This window comes from Arthrobacter sp. efr-133-TYG-120 (assembly GCF_030209785.1).
Taxonomy (GTDB): Bacteria; Actinomycetota; Actinomycetes; order Actinomycetales; family Micrococcaceae; genus Arthrobacter.
This window is the reverse complement of the sequence record NZ_JARVRI010000002.1, coordinates 81840-102237: the sequence shown is the minus strand read 5'-3', so window position 1 is coordinate 102237 and position 20398 is coordinate 81840. Positions and strand designations below refer to the sequence as shown.

At 64.3% G+C, this 20398-nt stretch carries 17 protein-coding genes; 8 read left to right on the top strand and 9 right to left on the bottom strand.

Going from position 1 to position 20398, the window contains the following annotated elements; genetic code table 11:
* Positions 1-74: 74 nt before the first annotated feature.
* Positions 75-1457 carry an amino acid permease gene (locus QRN51_RS01715; protein WP_284988379.1) on the bottom strand — a complete coding sequence of 461 codons (1383 nt, stop codon included), beginning with the start codon at positions 1455-1457 and terminating at the stop codon, positions 75-77.
* 177 nt (positions 1458-1634) lie between these two features.
* Between QRN51_RS01715 and QRN51_RS01710 the strand changes: the two genes are divergently transcribed.
* From QRN51_RS01710 to QRN51_RS01685, 6 genes are all read left to right on the top strand, one after another.
* The gene (locus QRN51_RS01710; RefSeq protein WP_059387632.1) at positions 1635-2114 is read left to right on the top strand and encodes an Lrp/AsnC family transcriptional regulator; all 480 of its coding nucleotides are present in this window, start codon (positions 1635-1637) and stop codon (positions 2112-2114) included.
* Between the two features lie 101 nt (positions 2115-2215).
* A complete protein-coding gene (locus QRN51_RS01705) occupies positions 2216-2926 on the top strand; it encodes an NUDIX hydrolase (RefSeq protein ID WP_113990543.1) in 711 nt (236 codons plus the stop codon).
* The gene (gene nadA / locus QRN51_RS01700; RefSeq protein ID WP_284988378.1) at positions 2923-4230 is read left to right on the top strand and encodes a quinolinate synthase NadA; all 1308 of its coding nucleotides are present in this window, start codon (positions 2923-2925) and stop codon (positions 4228-4230) included. The genes QRN51_RS01705 and nadA overlap by 4 nt, the downstream gene beginning before the upstream one ends.
* A 37-nt stretch (positions 4231-4267) precedes the next feature.
* Entirely contained in the window at positions 4268-6034 is a 1767-nt protein-coding gene (gene nadB / locus QRN51_RS01695; RefSeq protein ID WP_284988377.1) for an L-aspartate oxidase, read from the top strand.
* On the top strand, positions 6027-6923 hold the full coding sequence (gene nadC / locus QRN51_RS01690; RefSeq protein WP_284988376.1) for a carboxylating nicotinate-nucleotide diphosphorylase: 897 nt from the start codon (positions 6027-6029) through the stop codon (positions 6921-6923). The genes nadB and nadC overlap by 8 nt, the downstream gene beginning before the upstream one ends.
* Positions 6924-6927: 4 nt before the next feature.
* Positions 6928-8085, top strand: coding sequence for a cysteine desulfurase family protein (locus QRN51_RS01685; protein WP_284988375.1), 1158 nt, complete (start codon positions 6928-6930; stop codon positions 8083-8085).
* Between the two features lie 78 nt (positions 8086-8163).
* Here QRN51_RS01685 and QRN51_RS01680 read toward each other — a convergent pair whose 3' ends face one another.
* The 3 genes from QRN51_RS01680 to QRN51_RS01670 are packed head-to-tail and all read right to left on the bottom strand — an operon-like array spanning position 8164 to position 10231.
* On the bottom strand, positions 8164-8655 hold the full coding sequence (locus QRN51_RS01680) for a GtrA family protein (protein ID WP_502870838.1): 492 nt from the start codon (positions 8653-8655) through the stop codon (positions 8164-8166).
* A gap of 12 nt (positions 8656-8667) precedes the next feature.
* Positions 8668-9522, bottom strand: coding sequence for a fumarylacetoacetate hydrolase family protein (locus tag QRN51_RS01675; RefSeq protein ID WP_284988373.1), 855 nt, complete (start codon positions 9520-9522; stop codon positions 8668-8670).
* A 40-nt stretch (positions 9523-9562) separates the two neighbouring features.
* Positions 9563-10231: a DUF1684 domain-containing protein gene (locus tag QRN51_RS01670; protein ID WP_284988372.1), complete on the bottom strand. Its 669-nt coding sequence runs from the start codon at positions 10229-10231 to the stop codon at positions 9563-9565.
* A gap of 127 nt (positions 10232-10358) precedes the next feature.
* Between QRN51_RS01670 and QRN51_RS01665 the strand changes: the two genes are divergently transcribed.
* Positions 10359-11168: a hypothetical protein gene (locus QRN51_RS01665; RefSeq protein ID WP_284988371.1), complete on the top strand. Its 810-nt coding sequence runs from the start codon at positions 10359-10361 to the stop codon at positions 11166-11168.
* Between the two features lie 78 nt (positions 11169-11246).
* Positions 11247-12053 (top strand): transglutaminase-like domain-containing protein, encoded by an 807-nt coding sequence (locus QRN51_RS01660; protein ID WP_284988370.1) that lies wholly within the window; start codon positions 11247-11249, stop codon positions 12051-12053.
* Here QRN51_RS01660 and QRN51_RS01655 read toward each other — a convergent pair.
* The 5 genes from QRN51_RS01655 to QRN51_RS01635 form a co-directional block, all read right to left on the bottom strand.
* Positions 12050-12529 carry a MarR family winged helix-turn-helix transcriptional regulator gene (locus tag QRN51_RS01655; RefSeq protein WP_059387637.1) on the bottom strand — a complete coding sequence of 160 codons (480 nt, stop codon included), beginning with the start codon at positions 12527-12529 and terminating at the stop codon, positions 12050-12052. The genes QRN51_RS01660 and QRN51_RS01655 overlap by 4 nt on opposite strands.
* Positions 12526-13647, bottom strand: a complete 1122-nt coding sequence (locus QRN51_RS01650; protein WP_059387638.1) for an LLM class flavin-dependent oxidoreductase — start codon at positions 13645-13647, stop codon at positions 12526-12528. The genes QRN51_RS01655 and QRN51_RS01650 overlap by 4 nt, the downstream gene beginning before the upstream one ends.
* A 127-nt stretch (positions 13648-13774) precedes the next feature.
* A complete protein-coding gene (locus QRN51_RS01645; RefSeq protein WP_284988369.1) occupies positions 13775-16999 on the bottom strand; it encodes an efflux RND transporter permease subunit in 3225 nt (1074 codons plus the stop codon).
* Between the two features lie 64 nt (positions 17000-17063).
* The gene (locus tag QRN51_RS01640; protein WP_284988368.1) at positions 17064-18569 is read right to left on the bottom strand and encodes a malate:quinone oxidoreductase; all 1506 of its coding nucleotides are present in this window, start codon (positions 18567-18569) and stop codon (positions 17064-17066) included.
* 79 nt (positions 18570-18648) lie between these two features.
* Complete coding sequence (locus QRN51_RS01635) at positions 18649-20316, bottom strand: ABC transporter substrate-binding protein (protein ID WP_284988367.1); 1668 nt, start codon at positions 20314-20316, stop codon at positions 18649-18651.
* Positions 20317-20398: the final 82 nt, after the last annotated feature.

Below are 20398 nucleotides of genomic sequence, written 5' to 3'. Positions count from 1 at the left end.
CTGGGCCCACGCCGCCAGGGTTCCCTGGCCGAGCTTGCGAGGCGAGGGTGGCGGTGGGGATTAGTTGGGTCAGCTTAGGCGTTTCGTGCGGACTTCACCTTGGCGCCGATCCGGCAGGCAACGGCGATGCACGCGATCAACAGGAACGTGCCGATCAGCTGACCGGCGCTCTCGGCATTCGAGAAGCCCACCACGAAGATCAGGGCAAGCAACGCCAGTCCGAATACCGTAAGGAAGGGGAATCCCTTCATGCGAAGCGGCAGTTCGGTTCCTTCGCGGTCGGCGCGCCGGCGCAGGATGAACTGGGACACGAGCGCAGTTCCCCAGACTACGAGGCACGTGGACCCGACAAGGTTGAGCAGGGCGGGGAGTACGTGGTCGGGGAACAGCAGTTCCAGAATGGTGGCGATGAAGCCGAATGCAACGGAAACCCCGACGGCGGCCATGGGCACCTGGGCGCCGCGCAGCCGTGACAGGAAGGCAGGTGCTTCGCCGCGTTCAGACAAGGAGAAGACCATGCGTGAGGCGCCGTAGAGGTTCGCGTTGAGCGCGGAAAGCAATGCCACGACGGCGACGAGCGTGATGGCAGCGCCGGCTCCCGGGATGCCGGCAAGGTCCAGGACGCCGGCGAACGGCGACTTCAAGCCTTCGGAATCGGAGGGCAGTACTGCTGCAATGACGAAGACCGAACCAATGTAGAAGACCAGGATGCGCCACACCACCGTGCGGATGGCTTTGCCGACGCTGTGTGCCGGGTTCTGCGTCTCCGCAGCAGCCACGCTCACGATTTCGGTGCCCCCGAAGGCGAAAATCACTACGAAGAGGGCTGCGGCAATTCCGGACCAGCCGGACGGTGCAAAGTTGCCGGTCAGGTTTGCGAGGCCGGGGGAAGCTACGCCGGGCAACCAGCCGAAGAGCAAAGCTGCGCCGATGACGAGGAAAGCGACAATGGCCGCGACCTTCAGGATGGCGAACCAGAATTCGAACTCACCGAAGTTCCGGACCCCGGCAAGGTTGATCGCGGTAAAGGCCACCATGAATACCAACGCCAGCGCCCACACAGGAATGACTGGCCAGACGGAGAAGAGGAGCCCTGCTGCGCCGAGTGCCTCCGCGGCGATGACCACTACCAACTGCAGCCACCAAAGCCAGCCGACCGTGGACCCGGCCGTCCTGCCCATGGCCTTTTCCGCGTACACCGAGAAGGCACCGCTGTTCGGGTTGGCGGCTGCCATCTCGCCTAGGGCCCACATCACCACGATGATCAAGGTGCCCGCCACAAGGTAGGAGATGAGCACTGCCGGGCCGGCGGCGTGGATTCCGGCGCCCGAACCGAGGAAGAGTCCCGCGCCGATGGCGCTGCCCAAGCCCATCATGGTGAGCTGGCGCGGCTTCATCGAGTGGCCAAGGCCTCGCGAAGGAATGGAGGGTCGAACAGCGGTGGACTTCGTTGTCATTCGTGTTTGCCTTCTTGTGGATGGTTTGTTCGCTGGTCCTCGTAGGACTTATCGAATTTACCGCTTCCGGATGAAAGTGGCGAAAAACACTCGTGAGAGGATGGTTACAAGCTGGAGCGGCATCTGGGCATGAAGTGCCGATTTGTACATCCCCTTGGGCGGAAGCAGGAAAAACTGATGGTTGTGGACGAGTTGGATGCCAAGATTGTCCGATTTTTCACAGACTCGCCGAGGGCGTCCGTTCTGGAGGCATCGAGGGTCTTGAAGGTCGCCCGTGCCACGGTCCAGTCGCGGCTGGACCGGATGGCCGAGCGCGGAGTGGTGGCTCCCTGGGTTCCGCAGCCCGATCCTGCCGGCTTCGGCTATCCGGTGGTCGCCTTCTGCTCGCTGACCATCAACCAGGACCTGGGGCACGACGCCGTCGTCGAAGCTTTGGCAGCGATCCCTGAACTCATTGAGGTCCACACCGTTTCCGGTAGTTCGGACCTCATGGTGCGGGTGGTGGGCAAGTCGAACTCGGACCTGCAGCGCGTGCTGGACAAGCTCATCGCCACCAAGACCGTGCTCCGTTCGTCCTCGGTGATCGTGCTGAATACGCATTTCCAAGGCCGCACTTTGCCCCTCCTGGAAGCTGCCGCCAAGGAGAACGCGGGCTGAAACATTTGGACACTGTCCGCCGACAGTCGTACCATTAGTTCTAGTCATTTTGACTATAACTAGTTTTCTGATCCCTACGGCAAAGAAGCGGGGTGAATACCGTGTACGCCACCTCCGCGAATGTCGCAGAGCGCAGGCTCGCGCCGCCGTCGTTGGCCATATCGACGGTGATCTTCGCCCTCCGCCCCAGTGAAAGCTCCGGCCGCCCCACGCTGTGGTTGCCTCTGGTGCGCCGCATCCGCGAACCGTTCAAGGACATGTGGGCATTGCCCGGCGGACCGCTCCAGCACGACGAATCCCTCCAGGATGCCGCGTCCCGCAACCTGCGCGAAACCACGGGGCTGGCTCCCCAATACCTCGAACAGCTCTACGCTTTCGGCGGCCTGCACCGCTCGCCCGCCCAGCGGGTCGTGTCGATTGTCTACTGGGCCCTGGTACAGCCCACGGAAGCCGCCCTGGCCGACGAATCCGAGAACGTCCGGTGGTTCCGGGCCGATAGGCTCGCGGAATTGGCCTTCGACCACAACGCGATTGTGGACTACGCCTTGTGGCGGCTGCGCAACAAAATGGCCTACGGGTCCATCGCCTATCACTTGCTGGGTGAATTCTTCACCCTGGCACAGGTCCGCGAAGTCTACGAGGCTGTCCTGGACCGTCAGCTGGATCCGGCAAACTTCCGCCGGCAAATCAAGGGAACACCGGAAATCGAGGAAACCGGTGAATACCTCCAGGGCGGAAAACACCGCCCGCCCCGCCTCTACCGCTTCACCGGCACGCCCGGACTCGGGCCAGACAACAGGAGTACACCATGAGCAGCGTCAATACAGCTATCCAGCTGATCACCCGGGAAGAAGCCGAAAACGGCCGTTCCGCGGCCGGGTCGACGTGCAGCCCCGCTCTGGCCAAGGGCCCCTGGGAGTACGACCTCGCCGAAGCCCTCGCAGGCATCCCCGCTTACGGTCCCGGTGCGTCCAGCGCCGACGACGCTCCGAAGGCCACGCCCCGCCAAGGCCAGTTGCCCGAAGAGTACAAGCTGGCCAGCGACGCCGAGCTCGACGCCCGGATCCGTGCCGCCAAGGAGACGCTGGGGGACCGGGCTGTCATCCTGGGCCATTTCTACCAGCGCGACGAAGTTGTCCAGTACGCGGATTTCGTGGGCGACTCCTTCCAGCTCGCCAACGCTGCCCTGACCAAGCCCGACGCCGAGGCCATCATCTTCTGCGGTGTTCACTTCATGGCAGAAACAGCCGACATCCTGTCCAGCGCAGACCAAGCCGTGATCCTGCCGAACCTGGCCGCCGGCTGCTCCATGGCCGACATGGCGGACGAGGATTCGGTGGAGGAATGCTGGGAGCAGCTCGAGGAGCTCTTCGGGATCGCCCCCGATTCCGAAGGCCGTGCCCCGGTCATCCCGGTGACCTACATGAATTCCTCGGCCGCATTGAAGGCCTTCTGCGGACGCAACGGCGGCATCGTGTGCACGTCCTCCAACGCCAAGACGGTGCTCGAATGGGCCTTCGAACGCGGCCAGCGGGTCCTCTTCTTCCCTGACCAGCACCTGGGCCGCAACACGGCCAAGGCGCTAGGCGTCCCGCTGGAGCAGATGCCCATGTGGAACCCGCGCAAGGAACTCGGCGGAAACGACGAACAGACCCTGCTGGATTCCCGCGTCATCCTCTGGCACGGTTTCTGCTCCGTCCACAAGCGTTTCAACGTGGGCCAGATCGAGAAGGCACGCGCCGAATTCCCGGGCGTGAACGTCATTGTGCACCCTGAGTGCCCCATGGAGGTTGTTGACGCGGCAGACGGCGCAGGCTCCACGGACTTCATCAAGAAGGCCATCGCCGCCGCGACCGAGCCCACCACTTTCGCGATCGGCACCGAGATCAACATGGTGAACCGCTTGGCCGCGGAGAACCCGCAGCACACCATCTTCTGCCTCGACCCGGTGATCTGCCCTTGTTCCACGATGTACCGCATCCACCCCGGCTACCTCGCCTGGGTGCTCGAGGAACTGGTGGAGGGCCGCGTGGTCAACCGCATTACTGTGGACGATTCGGTCAAGGACAACGCCAAGATCGCCCTTGAACGCATGCTCGCAGCTCGGCCGCTCTAGGCCACATCCCGTACCAACCAGTCGAATCGAGCCTCACATGACTGCAGAACGCATTCCCGGCGCCCCGGCGCGGCGGCGGCTCGTCGTCGTCGGGAGCGGCATCGCCGGCCTCTACTCCGCGCTGCTGGCCGCCGAGGCCGGTGCGGAGGTCGTCCTGCTCAGCAAGGGCGCGCTCGCGGACAGCAATACCTTCTTCGCCCAGGGCGGGATTTCGGCAGTGCTGGACGAACCGGCCCCCGGCGATACCGTCGCCGCGCACATCACGGACACCCTCACAGCCGGCGCGGGCCACTGCGATGAGGAGGCCGTGCGGGTTCTGTGCACCGAAGCTCGCCTCGACATCAGGGGGCTGGAGCGTTTCGGCGTCCGTTTCGACGCGGACGACGACGGCGATCCCGCCTTGGGGCTCGAAGCCGCCCACTCCGCGCCAAGGATTCTCCACACCGGCGGAGACGCCACGGGTGCCGGGGTGGCGAACGCACTCATCCTGGCAGTCCTTGACGCGCAGGACGCCGGGAAGATCCAGGTGCTAGGACATTCACAGGCGACGTCACTGATCCGGTCCGAGGGTCGCGTGACGGGCGTTGAATTCCTACGCAACGGCCGCCTTGAGAGCGTAGTCGGCGATGCCGTGCTGCTGGCCACCGGCGGGGCGGGGCAGCTGTTCGCCCAGACCACCAACCCTTCGGTGGCAACGGCTGACGGACTCGCGCTCGCATGGCGGGCAGGCGCGGAGCTCGCGGACCTGGAGTTCTTCCAATTCCACCCCACGAGCATGGTCCTCTCCGCTGCAGGAAAACCGGCTCCCTTCGGCGCCGATCCGCTCCTCATTTCCGAAGCCGTCCGCGGCGAAGGCGCCATCCTGGTGGACGCGAACGGCGAACGGTTCATGCCCCGCTACCACCCCGACGCCGAACTGGCGCCGCGCGACGTCGTCTCCCGCAGCATCGCCCTCCATCTTGCGTCACTTGGTGATCCCAACGGCCACGTCTTCCTTGACGCCCGGACCGTGGAAGCGATCAAGGGGAAAGGCTTCCTGGAGAAGCGCTTCCCCACGCTCAGCGCCCGGACCCGCGAAGCCGGAGTCGACTGGACCCTTGAGCCAGTTCCGGTCGCCCCTGCCGCCCACTACTGGATGGGTGGGGTGGTCACGGATCTCCACGGCCGGACGTGTGTACCTGGCTTGCTTGCCGCCGGCGAAGTTGCTTGTACCGGGGTGCAGGGCGCCAATCGCTTGGCTAGTAACTCGCTGCTCGAAGGGCTTGTCTTTGGACGGCGGGCTGTTGAAGGGTTCCTTGGGTGGGCGCCGCCGAACGGTGGGGGGACCGACTCGCTAGTTCCCTCGGCGCCTGCGCTCCGGTCTCTCGCCGGCGAACGCCTCGCAAGCTCGGAGGCCGGCGTGGACCTCCACGCAACAACGGCGCTTTCGGGAACCACCGAGCCGACCGGGGCGCTCGTGTGGCAGCCTGAGCTCGTTCCGGAGCCCTTTAGCCGGGCCGCCCTTCGGCGGTTGATGACTGCCAAAGCCGGGGTGCTTCGGACCGGGGGGTTGCTGCGGGAGGCCGCTGAGGCACTCAACGCTTGGGCCGACGTCGTGCTTCCTGAGAATGTGCCGGACTCGGTGGATTCCGTGGTTCACGAGGATGCCAATTTGCTCCTGGCTGCGCAGTTGTTGGTGCGGGCTGCGGGGGCGCGGCGGGGGTCGTTGGGGGCGCATTATCGGAGTGATGCGGTCGAAACCCCGCGTGAAGAAATTGTTCAGAGATACACGATCCGCCGGAAAGCGAGCCTCGTCAATGACTAGCCTGACCCTCCCCGCAGCACCCGTCCGGGACATCCTGGAGCGGGCATTCGCGGAGGACGCGCCGAGCGGCGATATCACCTCGCAGCTGCTCATTCCCGCCGAAGCCCGGGCCACCGCCGTGCTCAATGCTCGGGTTCCGGGGGTGTTCAGCGGCGGAACGGTGTTCCGTGACGCCATGTTGCTCGTCGACCCGGACACCGAAGTGGAGCTGCTGCTCGCGGACGGTGAAGCGTTCGACGCCGGAACCCACCTGGCGCGGGTCAGCGGCCGGGCACGCTCGGTGCTGCTCGCCGAACGCGTCGGGCTCAACCTTGCCCAGCGCATGAGCGCCATTGCCACCAAGACCGCGGAATTCGTCAAGCTGGTCGACGGTACCAAGGCCCGCATCACCGACACCCGGAAAACTACTCCCGGGTTGCGGGTATTGGAACGCTACGCCGTGCGATGCGGCGGAGGAGCCAACCACCGCTACAGCTTGTCCGATGCCGTGCTGGCGAAGGACAACCACTTGGCAGTGATGACCGGTGGCGATTCCGCGAAACTCACTGCACTGCTCAAGGCCGCCAAGGCCCAACTGGGCCACACCACGCACTTCGAGGTGGAAGTGGACCGCGCCGAGCAGATCGAACCCGTGCTGGCGGCCGGTGTCGACACGATCATGCTGGACAACTTTTCGCTTGAGGAGCTCCGTGCCGGCGTGAAGCAGGTGGCGGGCCGCGCCGTCGTCGAGGCGAGCGGCAACGTCAACGTCAACACCGTGGCGGACATCGCGGCCGCGGGAGTCGATGTCATTTCGATCGGCGGACTCACCCACAGCGTCAGCGCGCTGGATCTCGGCCTGGACGTGACGCTCGACGTGGCGCCGGACCCATCCCTGGCTCTCGGCTGACACCATGATCTTCCTCGACGCCGCGGCGACCACACCGGTCCGCAGGGAAGTCCTCGAAGCCATGTGGCCGTATCTGACGGGGGAGTTCGGCAATCCCTCAAGCCATCACAACCTCGGCGAAGCAGCCGCGAACGCGTTGTCCGGGGCACGCGCGGCGGTAGCGAAGGCTCTGGGCTGCCGGCCGGGGGAGATCACCTTCACGTCCGGCGGCACCGAGGCGGACAACCTGGCGGTGAAAGGAATTGCCCTCGCGAGACGTGCGGCGGATCCTGCCCTGAACCGCGTTGTCATCAGCGCTATCGAGCACCCTGCCGTCGAGGAATCCGCGCTCTACCTGCAACGCGTCCACGGGTTCGAGGTGGACGTGGTCCCCGTGGACCGGAACGGTGTGGTGACGGTTGAGGCGCTCCGGGCCGCGCTGAGCCCGGAGACGGCCCTCGTCAGCATCATGTATGCGAATAACGAGATCGGGACCGTGCAGCCCGTGCGGCAACTTGCCGAGGTTGCCGCGGAACATGGTGTGCCGTTTCACACGGACGCCGTCCAGGCTGCGGGCTGGCTCCCGATTGGCGTCAAAGAACTGGGGGTCGACGCGCTGAGTATCTCAGGCCATAAGCTCGGCGCACCGAAGGGCAGCGGCGTGCTCTATGCCAAGGGCAGGCTGAGACTTGAACCGCTCGTCCATGGCGGCGGACAGGAGCGGGGCAGGCGCTCCGGGACCGAAAACGTGGCGGGAGCCGTCGCGCTGGCCACCGCAATGACTCTTGCCCATGCCGGGCAGTCCGGACTTGCCGGACGTGTCACGGAGTTGCGGGATGCCTTCATCCGCGCTGTCCTCGAGGCTGTGCCTGGTGCCGTGTTGACCGGCCACCCCTCGCAACGCTTACCGTCCGTCGCGTCTTTCTGTTTCCCCGGCACCAGCGGGGAGTCGGTATTGCTTGAGCTTGAGCGGCTTGGGGTGGTGTGCTCCAGCGGATCGGCGTGCGCCGCTGGATCCGACGCCCCCTCTCCGGTCCTGCTGGCCTTGGGAATCGAGCCCGAGGTGGCCCACACAGCTGTGCGTTTCAGCTTCGACTCCACGGTGACGTCAGCGGAACTGGACCAAGCCGCGGAAGCCGTGGCTGCCGCCGTCGGGAGCGTCCAGGGGCTCGGCCGCCGCTGACGGTCCCCACCCCAAGTAACTCGCATTTGTTGTCGTTCTGAGCCCTCAAAACGACAACAAATGCGAGTCAGTTGGGAGTCAAACGTGGCGGGCCCGGCGGAAAATCCAGTGCCGCAGCATCGTGAACCGCGCGGCCGTCGCGACGAATCCGGACAGCGTGGTGGTCCAGAGGTCCTCCTCGAGGGTTGCCTCGGGCCGGAACGCATGCAGCACGCCCAGGCTCCCGCCCGTGATGACCAGCGCCACGGCGATCACGATCAACCCGTTCAAGTGGTCCCGCGTCCTCTTCCGGTTGCCGCTGATCTTGAAGGTCAGCCGACGGTTCAGGGCCGTGTTCATGAGCGAGGTGATGATCAGCGCTGCGGCGTTGGCAGGTTGGGGTCCCAACCACGGCCTGAACAGCGCGTACAGTGCCAGCGAGGTGACGGTGCAGATGATCCCGACGCCGGTGAAACGGATGAGCTGCCTGACCACCGGATAGCGCAGCACGCCTTTGCGGCGCTTGCTTGTATTTGGCCTGGAAAGGGACGTCTGCCGCGTCTCAATTGCCGGCACGGCAGGAGGCTCCATTGCTCAAGCCTGTCATATCAAGCTGGGAATTTTCTCCCAAGTTGCTGCGATGACGGGGTTGGTGAGCTCTCCGATGCCCTCAATGCGGCAGCTCACAAGGTCTCCTGGCGCGATCCTGGCACACTCGGCGGGGAAGCCGGTGAGGACCAGGTCTCCGGGGTGCAAAGTCATGAACGACGTGAGGTAGACAAGGATCTCGTCCACTTTCCATCCGAGGTCGGCGGTGCTGGCCGTCCGCAATTCCCTGCCGTTGTGCACGATGCCGATCGAAAGATCACTGTCATCGAGGTCAGTGACGATCCACGGTCCCGCAGGGGTAAACGTGTCCTGGCTTTTCGCGCTGATCCACAAGTCGTCGGTCTTCTGCAGGTCCCGCGCCGAGACGTCGTTGCCGATCGTGAAACCGAGGATGGCGTCGCGCGCGTTGTCGAGTGTGAGTCCGCGGACTTTGCGCCCGACGACGACGGTCAGTTCCGCTTCGGGGTCCACGTATCCGACGCCGGAGGCGAGTTCGATGGCGTCGCCTGGTCCGATGACGCTTGTGGCGGCCTTGTGGAACGCCTGCGCAGGCAAGTCCCGGCCTGGCTGGCCGGTGTTGTGCGCCATGCCGAAGACGTTGGCGGGAACAGACGGCGCCAGGAACGTGAACACATCCTCGGAGACACGAGAGCCTGCAACCCAACCTGGCCGCCCTGCGCTGCTGCTATTTGCCGGCGAGCCGGGGAACGGACTGTCCACCACCGTCCAGCTCCGGCCTTCCGCGGAAGCGAAGTCGGCGGCGTCGTTCGCTACGAAGAACTGTTCGTCCGGTGAGGTGGGGGAGAGCGGGCGGACGCGGGCGATCCGGCGTGCACGTGAGGAAGTCATGAAGACATCCTACGTCCTTGAACCTCTTAAGGCGGCAGGTTTAGACGGGCAAGTAGAGCTCGCCCACGGGGATATCCGCGGCCAGGCGATTCGCGGGCCCGGCCAAGGGGCAGGCCCAGGCCTCGTTGTAGGCGCAGGATGGGTTGTAGGCGAAATTGAAGTCGAGCACGAAGTCCTGTTGCCCGGATCCTCGAAGGCCGTGGAAGGCTCCCTTGATGGTGTCCAGCAAGTAGCGGCCGGCGCCGTAGCTTCCTCCGGGTTTGCCGGCCGTGGCGTCGCGGAAAGGCACGAAGATGCCGCCGCCGTAGCTGCGCAGGCGCCACACGGCCAGCGAGCCGAGCTCGTCGAGGTCGAAGGTGCCGAGGCGGACAAACGGCACCACGCCGTCGGTCCCGGTCTGGACGTTCATCTCCTGGCCCGCGCCTTCCGGCGAAAGGGCGGCATAGCGGCGGAACCGGGGATCGTAGTCCGCGGTGCGCAAGCCCGAAAAAGCCTGCTTGCTGGCGGGAGTCAGCGCCGAGGCCGGGTGGGTACCGAACATGCGGTCCCGTTCCTGGCGCCAGTACACGTGGGCTTGGAAGGGGTCGTCCATCGCGATCTTGCGGACGTCGTCGTACAAGGCGAACGTGCGCAAACGCCAGTCTGCGATGTCCACGGCGGAAATGTCCGCCACACTGTTTTCGTCCTCATCGAGCAGATCGGGAGCCATGCGTCCAGCCTAGTCCTACCGCGCGGGCCGAAGCGGCGGCCCGTAGTAGGGCATCGGCTGGGTTTGCAGGCGCGAAACGCCGATCCGGAGGGACGGGCAGCGGCTCGGCGCCGCTAGGCTGGTGCGCATGAGAGCAAAGCGGATCCCGTTGAAGTTTTCAGTCGCCGTCCTCGGTGCGCTCATTGTGGTCGCCGCCACCGGCTGTAGTTCCGAGGGCAAGGGCGGCGCCGTCTGGACAGCCGGGTCCAGCAGTGCGGCTCCCGGGAGCGCAACGCCGTCGGGCCCAAGCACAGCCGCGCCGTCGGGCGGTTCCAGTGCCAGCCCTTCCGCAGGAAGCACCGCGACGGCGGGGGCGACTGCCGCGGCGTGGAAAACGTACTCGGATGCGGCCAAGAAGGTCAGCTTCGATCTTCCGAGTGACTGGATTGCGCAATCGGTCACGCCCGACGCCGGTTCCATGCCGGGCGCCCTGAAGATCGAGGTCAAAGACGCCAAGGGAGGGTACCTGGCGACCCTTCACACCGGGCTGCCCTCGGCGAGTCCGGCTGACTGCAATCCGGCCGCCAAGCGTCCTTACGTCGTGGTCAGCAGCGTGCCTATTGACCTGCCCCATGCCGACGGTGATTCCACGATCCCCCCGCACGTGGTGTTCCGGGTCATCCAGGGCTATAAATTCTTCGGTTCGTACGGCATCACCAACCTGGTAGCCGGAACCGATGGGCAGGCCTGCCAACTGCGGAACCTTGTGGTGGGACCTGCAGGAAAGGGCAACTACTACTTCGGGGACATGCAAGCCGTGCATGCCTTCGCCACGGATGAAGTAGTTGCTCCAGCGAAGTCCTTCGACACCTTGGACCAGGCCGCCAAGTACGTTGACCAGAGCTCGGAATTCGCCAACGTCCAGCGGATGCTATTGTCTCTGAAGGTCAATCTGTAGAACCAAGGTTGATAGACATTCGTCGGCGCCAACTCTGCCCAATTACTGGGTTGTCCAGCCGCAACACTCCGGAGATCCATGGAACGCAACGTTGCTGCCCAGCTCGTTTTCAAAACCGTCGCCAACACCAAAGTGGCCATGGCAATCGCCGTGGCCAGCAATCCGGGCTATGACTCGTTGACCGAAGAGCTGTCCGTCACGGTGGAGGGCGAAGCTGTTCCGTTCACTGAGTTGAGGGACCATCACGGCGGACGCTTCCAGTACATGGAGTTCGAGGAACCCAGCGAGGTAACGGTTGATTACCGTGCCTCGGTGGAGGGCTTGGGTGCCCCGGATGAGTCCTCCCGTATGGAACTCATCCGCTACGTGCGGCCCAGCCGTTATGCCGAGTCCGATCGGCTCCTTCCGACGTCGTACGCCGAGTTCGGCGGGCTCCACGGCGAAGAACTGTTGCAGGCAGTCCGGAATTGGGTCCACGACGAGCTCCGCTACGTCAGTGGTTCCTCGCGCGGGACGGATGGAGCGGTGGAGACGCTCCTGCATCGCAAAGGGGTTTGCCGGGACTTCGCCCACCTTGCCATTGCCCTCCTGCGTTCCAAGGACATCCCCTCCCGGCTTGCGGCGGTGTACGCGCCCGGACTGAGCCCCATGGACTTCCACGCCGTGGCTGAGGCCCACATCGACGGAACGTGGTACGTGATCGATCCCACCGGCTTGGCCCCGCGCGAGTCCATGCTGCGCATCACGGCCGGACGCGATTCCTCGGACACTGCGTTTCTGTCCACGGTGGGCGGCAGCCTGTCATTGAAGAGCCTGAAAGTCACCGCGGTGGTGGCCGACGAGCTGCCGGATGAGGATCCGGCAAAGCTCGTCGTCCTCCGCTAGCCTTCGCGGGGCTGCTTGTGTGCGACGAACGCTTGCAGCTTTTCCGTCAGGCGAAGGAGCTCACGCTGCTCCTCGGCAGTCAAAGCCGGAGCCACAAGTTCGGCGATGTCGCGGACGTGCTCCCGCCCGATCTCCTTCTGCAGCTCCTGCCCGGCCGCGGTAAGCCCCAGTAGGATGCCGCGTCCGTCGTCGGGAGCGATGCTGCGCTCCACGAGCCCGCGCTTCTCCAACCTGTCAACCAGCCGGCTCAGGCTGGACTGGCTGAGCAGGACGTGATCGTTGATCTCGTTCAGCCGCAGCTTGCCCGTGGGGCAACGGGAAAGAGTGAACAGGACGTCATACTCCTTGATGGGCAGCTTCTTGAACGCCTGCCCGGCCTGGAGGCGGCGCATCACCGCCACCTGGGAGCGGAACAAGGACTCCCAGGTTTCGGCGGCGAGGCGCACGGACGACGAGGTGGGCGCGGCGGTGGTCACGGGGTCCGCCCGGCGGAATCGGCAACCGCCTCGCTGGCCGAGGCGATCACGGACGCTGCCACCCGGGATGCATGGGTGGGTGCGTCGGGCACGTGGGCCGGCTTGCGGTCCTCGAATTCCTTGCGCAGGACGGGCAGGACTTCCTCGCCGAAGAGGTCCAGTTGTTCCAGGACGGTCTTGAGCGGGAGGCCCGCATGGTCCACGAGGAACAGCTGGCGCTGGTAGTCGCCGAAGTATTCGCGGAAAGTCAGGGTCTTTTCGATGACTTCCTGCGGACTGCCGACGGTCAGCGGTGTCTGGGACGTGAAGTCCTCGAGCGAGGGCCCGTGGCCGTACACCGGTGCATTGTCGAAGTAGGGGCGGAACTCCTTCACGGCATCCTGGGAATTCTTGCGCATGAAGAACTGCCCGCCGAGGCCGACGATGGCTTGGTCTGCGTTGCCGTGGCCGTAGTGCTCATAGCGCTCGCGGTACAGGCCGATCAGCTGCTGGTAGTGCTCCTTGGGCCAGAAGATGTTGTTGGCGAAGAAGCCGTCGCCGTAGTAGGCGGCAAGTTCCGCGATCTGCGGGCTGCGGATGGAGCCATGCCAGACGAAGGGCGCGACGCCGTCGAGCGGGCGGGGCGTGGAGGTGAAGTTCTGCAGCGGGGTACGGAACTTGCCGCTCCAGTTGACGGTGTCTTCATCCCAGAGCTTGCGCAGCAGGGAATAGTTCTCGATGGCGAGCTCGATCCCGTCCTGGATGTTCTTGCCGAACCAGGGGTAGACGGGGGCGGTGTTGCCGCGGCCCATGATGAGGTCCACGCGTCCATCCGCCAGGTGCTGGAGCATCGCGAAGTCTTCGGCGATCTTGACGGGATCGTTCGTGGTGATCAGCGTGGTGGACGTTGACAGCGTGATGCGTTCAGTCTGCGCTGCGATGTACGCCAGCGTGGTGGTGGGGGACGATGAGAAGAAGGGGCGGTTGTGGTGCTCGCCGATCGCATAGACGTCCATGCCGATCTCTTCGACCTTCTTGGCGATCGCCACGGCGGCCTTGATGCGCTCGTTCTCCGTGGGGGTGTGGCCCGTGGTGGGGTCAGTGGTGATGTCGCTGACGCTGAATACGCCGATCTCCATGATGTGCCTTTCTGCCTGCCCGATTTGGTGTCCGGACTCTGCCAACAGTCTATCCCAAAATAGATGCATTTGCATGTATCACTGCCTGCAACAGGGTGAGGCATCATTTTGTTCCCGGCGTGTCGCCCTACTCGGCGGGGCTGGAGGCGGATCGGCGGCCGGAGACTTTGGGAATCATTCCGGTGGTCCAGTCCAGGTGGTCGCCGTCGCCGTGGCCCGCGACCCCGTCCTGCGCGACGTCGGGGCGTTGCGTGAGTGCCTTGAGGAGCGCTTTCTTCTCCCGCCGGCCTTCGACCAGTTTGTAAAGGACGGGCACCAGGACGAGCGTCAACGCCGTGGACGAAACGAGGCCGCCGATGACCACAACCGCCAGCGGCCGGGAAATGAACCCGCCGCCGCCCGTGAGGCCCAAAGCCATGGGTGTCAGGGCGAAGACGGTAGCAAGCGCCGTCATGAGGATCGGGCGTAGCCGCTGCCTGGCTCCGTGGGTGATGGCGTCTGCCACGCTCATTCCGGGGCTGCCATCGTGTGGTTTGCGGTACTGGTTGATGAGGTCGATCAGGACGATCGCATTGGTCACGACGATTCCCACCAACATGAGCATGCCGATCAGGGAAGGCAGTCCCAGCGGAACGCCCGTGACCAGGAGCAGAGCGATGGCGCCCGTCGCCGCAAAAGGCACGGACACGAGCAGGATGAGGGGCTGGATGAGGGACTTGAACGCGGCCACCATGATGACATACACAATGGCGACGGCGGCCAGGAGCGCGAGCCCGAGCTGTCGGAAGGAGTCGGCCTGCTGCGTCGTGGCGCCGCCGATGGTGGCGGTAACGCCTGCCGGGAGCTGCACCGAGGCCAGCCGGTCACTGACTGCCGTGCTGACGGCTCCAAGGTTGGAGCCCGACGGCGTGACGGTCACCTTCGCGCTCCGCTGGCCGTTGCTGCTCGTGATGGAGACCGGGGTGTCAACTTGATCCACGGACGCGATGCTCGACAGCGGAACGGGCCCGGCCGGCGTCGGGAGATTGATGGCCCTGACATCGGAGATGCTGGTGAAGTGCGTGCCTTCGCCGATCTGCACCGGGAAGTCCGTGGTGTCGATACGGACGGTGCCTGCGGGGATCGGGCTGACCGTGGACGCGAGGACCCCGGCGACTTGTTCCTCGTTCAGCCCGGCGGCGACGGCCTTGGCGCGATCTACCTTCACCTGGACTACGGACTGGCTGGCATCCAGGTTGGTGGCTACCTCGGCACTCCCGGGCACGCCGTCCATGGCCTTCGCCACGGCGTCGCTTGCGGTCTTGAGATCCGCCGAGTTGGCGGCGTTGATAGTGATGTCGACGCTGGAAGAGGTGCCCAGCCCGCCTTGCTGTGCACCGACAGTGACCTTCCCGGGAGCCGAGGCACTGGCGAGCCGGGACCGGACCGTGTCCTGCAATTTCTGCTGGTCAGCCTTATCGTCAGTCACCACGGTGAACGTCGAGTTGGAAGCGCCGCTCGAGGTGAGCGCGGCGAATCCCGTTTGGGCGTTGCCTGACGTGACCTGGACGTCCTTGATGCCGTCTATCCCGCGGAGGACCGATTCCACCTGGGCGGCGGCGGCGCCGGTCTGTTCCAAGCTGGTGCCGGCAGGAAGGACCTGCCGGACGGTCATGCTGTTTTGGCCGGAGTTACCCAGCAAGTCGGTAGCGAGTAGGGGAGACATGGCAGCAGTCCCGCCCAAGACCAGCACAGCAGCGACGATCGTGATGACCGGGTGCTTCTGGGACTTGGCCAGGATGGGCAAGTAGCCGCGCTGCAGGCGGCTGCGTTGCTCCGCCTCGTGCGCCTTGGATCGGGCGGCCTCGGCGATACGGGCGTCCTCCGCAGCCGAAGCCGGCGACGGCGACTTGAGGAACCAGTAAGCCAGGACCGGAACGATGGTGAGGGAGACGAGCAACGAGGACAACAGGGCGATGGTCACCGTCAGGGCGAAGGGCCTGAACAGCTCGCCAGCCAGGTTGCCCACAAAGGCGATCGGCAGGAACACGGCAACCGTGGTGAGGGTGGACGCTGTGATGGCGCCGGCAACTTCGCGGATCGAATTGAGGATGGCCCCGAGCTTGTGCTCGCCGTAGCTGAGGTGCCGTTTGATGTTCTCGATCACCACGATCGAGTCATCCACCACGCGGCCGATCGCGATGGTCAACGCGCCGAGGGTGAGGATGTTGAGCGAGTAGTGGGTCGCCGATATTCCGATGAACGTGATCAGGAGCGACAACGGAATGGAGACCGCCGTCACGAGCGTTGAGCGTACGGACATCAGGAACACGAGGATGACCGCTACCGCGAAGCCCAGCCCAAGAAGGCCTTCCGTCGTGAGGTCCTTGATGGACTTTTCGATGTATGGGGCTTGGTCGAACACTGGCGTGAAGTGCGCATTGGAGCCGAGTTCGGCTTCCATCTGGGCAATGGAATCCTTCACGGCGTGCGAAATGGCAACGGTATCGCCGTCGGGCTTTTTCGTGATGGACAGGGCCAGCGTCGGCTTCCCGTTGGTCCGGGTAATCGAGGTTGCGGCGTCGTCCTTGATGCTCACGTCGGCAACGGAGCCGATGGTGGTTCCGCCCTTGGCGCCGGTGAGCGGCAAGCCCTTGATGACGTCGAGGGAGTCCACCGGGCTGCCGATTTGCAGGGAAAGGGTCTTGCCCTGGTCCTCGATGGTTCCTGCCGGGACCAGGGTCCCGTTGTTCTTGAGGGCGTTCGTGAGCGACTGGACGGTGGCGCCGCTCGCGGCCATGGCTTGGGCTTTGGGCTGGATCAGGATGTGTTGGGTGGCCCCGCCTGTCACGTCAGCGCTGCGGACCCCGTCCAGTTTCTGGAGCCGGGGAACGCTCAATCGCTGCAGGTCCGTGTTCAGCTCGCTGAGAGGCTTGTCCGAAGACACCGCCAGGTACACGATCGGGAAGTCGCTGATGCTGCCGGCAAAGGATCGGGGCTCGACGTCGGCCGGCAGCACACGCTTGGCGTTGGAGATGGCGCGGTCGATCTGGTTGCGCGCGCGGTCCAGGTTCGAACCGTAGGTGAACACCATGGAGATCTGCGAAACACCGTTCCGCGATGTCGACGTGGTCGATTCCAGGCCCTCGACGCTGTTCAGTGCTGCTTCGAGCGGGCGGCTGAGCTGCTTGTCGACAACTTCCGGCGACGCGCCCGGCATCGCCGTGATCACCGAGATCTGCGGGAACTCGATCGAGGGAATGAGTTCCTGCTTGAGGGACGACATGGTGATCACGCCGAACACCGCCGCGAAGACGGTGATCAGCGCGATCAGTGCCCTGTTCGCCAGTGAAAGCTTTGCCAGACGGAACATTGCACTGTCTCCTGGGATCTACGGTCTGTCTCTTGTCGTGAACCGGCCGCAGCCCGGACGGTTGCTAGTGCTGGACGGCGTCGGCGGGCTCGAGCTGGAGCGAACGGGCAGTGCTCGCTTCCAGCTCGGCCGCAAGGTCGGGATTGTCGTTTAGAATGACGCCGTAGCCCGGCATCATTTCCTTGAGCTTGGACTGCCAGCCTTTGAAGTTCTTCGGGAAGGACCGCTGGAGCATCTCGATCATGATGGGGACGGCGGTCGAGGCGCCGGGGGAGGCGCCGAGCAGTGCTCCGATGGATCCGTCACGGGCCGTGATGACCTCGGTGCCGAACTGCAGCACGCCGCCCTTCTTGGAGTCCTTCTTGATAATCTGAACCCGCTGGCCTGCTGTGATGAGCTCCCAGTTGCCGCCGTCGGCCTGGGGGTAGTACTCGCGAAGGGACTCCACCTTGGCGTCGTGGCGCTTGGCCACTTCCTTGATCAAGTACGCGGTCAAGTCCATGTTGTCCTTGGCCACGGCCAGCATCGGGATGATGTTGCTCGGGCGGATGGACAGCGGAAGGTCAAGATAGCTGCTCGTCTTGAGGAAGTTGGTGGAGAAGCCGGCGTACGGGCCGAAAAGCAGGGAACGCTTGCCGCCGACGTAGCGGGTATCAAGGTGCGGCACGGACATGGGCGGGGCGCCGACGGAGGCCTGGCCGTACACCTTGGCGCTGTGCTGGCTGGCGATGGCCTCGTCGGTGCAGCGGAAGAACTGTCCGGATACCGGGAAACCGCCGTAGCCCTTGCTTTCCGGGATGCCCGATGCCTGGAGCAGGTGGAGTGCTCCGCCGCCCGCGCCGACGAAGACGAACTTGGCGTGGATCCGGCTGTGTTCGCCGGAAGCGGGGTACTTGAGTGAAAGGTCCCAGCCGCCGTCGGAGGCTTTGCTCACATTGGTGACGTCGTGGCCATAGTTGACTTCAACGCCGTTCGCGGCGAGGTAGCCGGTCAGTTCGCGGGTCAAGGCGCCGAAGTCGACGTCGGTGCCTTCAGCGGCGCGGGTGGCGGCAACGCGCTGCTTGGCGTCGCGGCCCTTGACGATCAGCGGAGCCCACTTGGCGATCTGTGCCTGGTCTTCCGTGTATTCCATGCTGCGGAAGAGCGTGTTGGGCTTGAGTGCCTCGTAGCGGGTCTTGAGGAAGTCTGCGTGCTTGTCGCCGATGACGAAGCTCATATGCGGGACGGTGTTGATGAATCCCTTCGGGGAGCCGATCAATTTGTTGTCCACGAGGTGGGACCAGAACTGCCGGGAGAGCTGGAACTGCTCGTTGATGTGGAGGGCCTTGGACGGGTCTACCGAGCCGTCCTTGGCTGCGGGCGAGTAATTAAGCTCACAGAGCGCTGCGTGCCCGGTTCCCGCGTTGTTCCACGGTCCGGAGCTTTCCAGGCCGGCTTCGTCGAGTCGCTCAAAAAGGGAGATGGTCCAGCTGGGTTCGAGTTGCTTGATGAACGCCCCCAGGGTTGCGCTCATGATCCCGCCCCCAATAAGGACGACGTCAGCGTGGTGTGTCTTGGAAATGAAGGTCACGATCTATCTCCGATAGCGGCGGCACTGGCTGTCACAGAATATCCCCGCGTGGGCACATAACTGAAATTGCGGCGGGACGTCAAGACTTCAGGCGAACGTTTGTAAAAACTTCGTTTAAGACAGGCGATGCCGGGTACTTCTCGACGCGGTCGGAAAGGGCCAAAGCCGAGATCGGGAAGGCGATGGGTACCGCCGGGACGGTGGCAGCGATCTGCGCATTGATGGTCTGGTACTGCGAGTTGCGGTCAGCGCCGTCGGGGAGTCCCCGGGCCCGGTCGATCTTTGAGAAGACTTGGGGATCGCTGTAGCCGAACTCACCGTTGTTTTCACCGAAGAGGGTTCCAACGAAGTTGTCCGGGTCCGAGTAGGCGCCATTCCAGCCGAGCAAATGCAGCGCATGGTCACCGGGTGATTGGACCTTCTGGAGGTAGCCGTCGTCCCAGTTCACGGGCACCGGCTTGATGTTCAGTCCGATGGCGGTGAGCTCCGCGCTGATCTCCGCGTAGATCTTCTCCGGAGTGGGAAGGTAGGCGCGCGTGACATTGAGCGGGTAGTAGAACTTGAGCTCCTCGCCTTTGTAGCCCGACTTGGCGAGGAGTTGCTTGGCCTTGTCCGGGTCGTATCCCAAGGACGGTGCGTTGTTGTTGAAGCCGCTCAGCTTGGGGGGAACAAACTGGGTCGCAGGTGAGGTGTTGTCGATGAAGAACTTGTGGATAAGGGTGTCTTTGTCGATGGCCATCTCTATTGCCTGCCGCACGCCAAGGTTCTGGAGGGGCGCCACGGACTCGTTCATCCCCAGGTACATCACGGAGAACGGATCCCGTTGGACGATTTGCATGCCCTTCTTGACCAGTTGGTCGAAGGTGCCGGCGGTAACAAGGTCGTATCCGTCGATGGTTCCAGCGAGCAAGGCCTGGAGCCGGGCCTGCGGATAGTCGAACGGAATGAAGTTGACCGTGGCTATCTCTCCCCGGTCGCCCCAGTAGCCCTTGTAGCTGGTCAGCGTAATGCGGTCCTGGCTCCAGGAGGAGAAAACGTAAGGTCCCGTGCCCACGGGGTGGGAGGCATAGGCTGACGCCGGCTGGCCTGACAGCTTCTTGTCCAGGACGTCGGCCTTGCCGTCGGCCATTGCTTTCGGGGAGGACATCGCGAACGCCGGCAGGGTCAAAGCCTGAAGGAAGCCTGTGAAGGGCTTGGCCAGGTTGATTTGGACGTGATCGGGGGAGATGACCTTGCAGTTCTTGAAGAGCGAAAGCGAAGCGTCGTCCGCGAAGGATTTGAAGACGCTCTTGAATGCGATGCCCGGTGCCTGCTGACGCACGGTCGCCGGGAAATTGAACCAACGGTTGAAGTTGCTGCAGACGGCGGCGGCGTCAAAGACGGTGCCATCGTGGAAGGTGACTTTCGACCGCAACGTGAAGTCGTAGCTGAGTCCGTCGTTCCCTTGTGACCAAGAGGTGGCAAGCAGGGGAGTTGGTTGGCCGGTGGACGCGTCGACCCCCACAAGGCCTTCCATCACTTGCCGGGTCACGCGATAGGACTCGGAGTCGTTCGTCACGGCGGGATCGAGCCCAAGCGGCATCGACGGGGTGCCGAAGTTGAAGGTCTTGCTCGGCTCTGCCTTGGTGCTGCCCGCGGCCGAGGCTGACGGTGCCGGTCCAGGACTTACCGTGCACGAGGTCAAGGCCAGGGCCAGAAGGCCTGCGCCGATTTGTAGCGTGACTCGGCGAAGCTTGCTGCTTACCACTCTTGTCCCCTCAAGGCAGTTGGACGGGCTTGGGGCCCGCGGCAGCCGGACCGCGGTCCAGTCTAGTTCAGGGCCCTGAGTC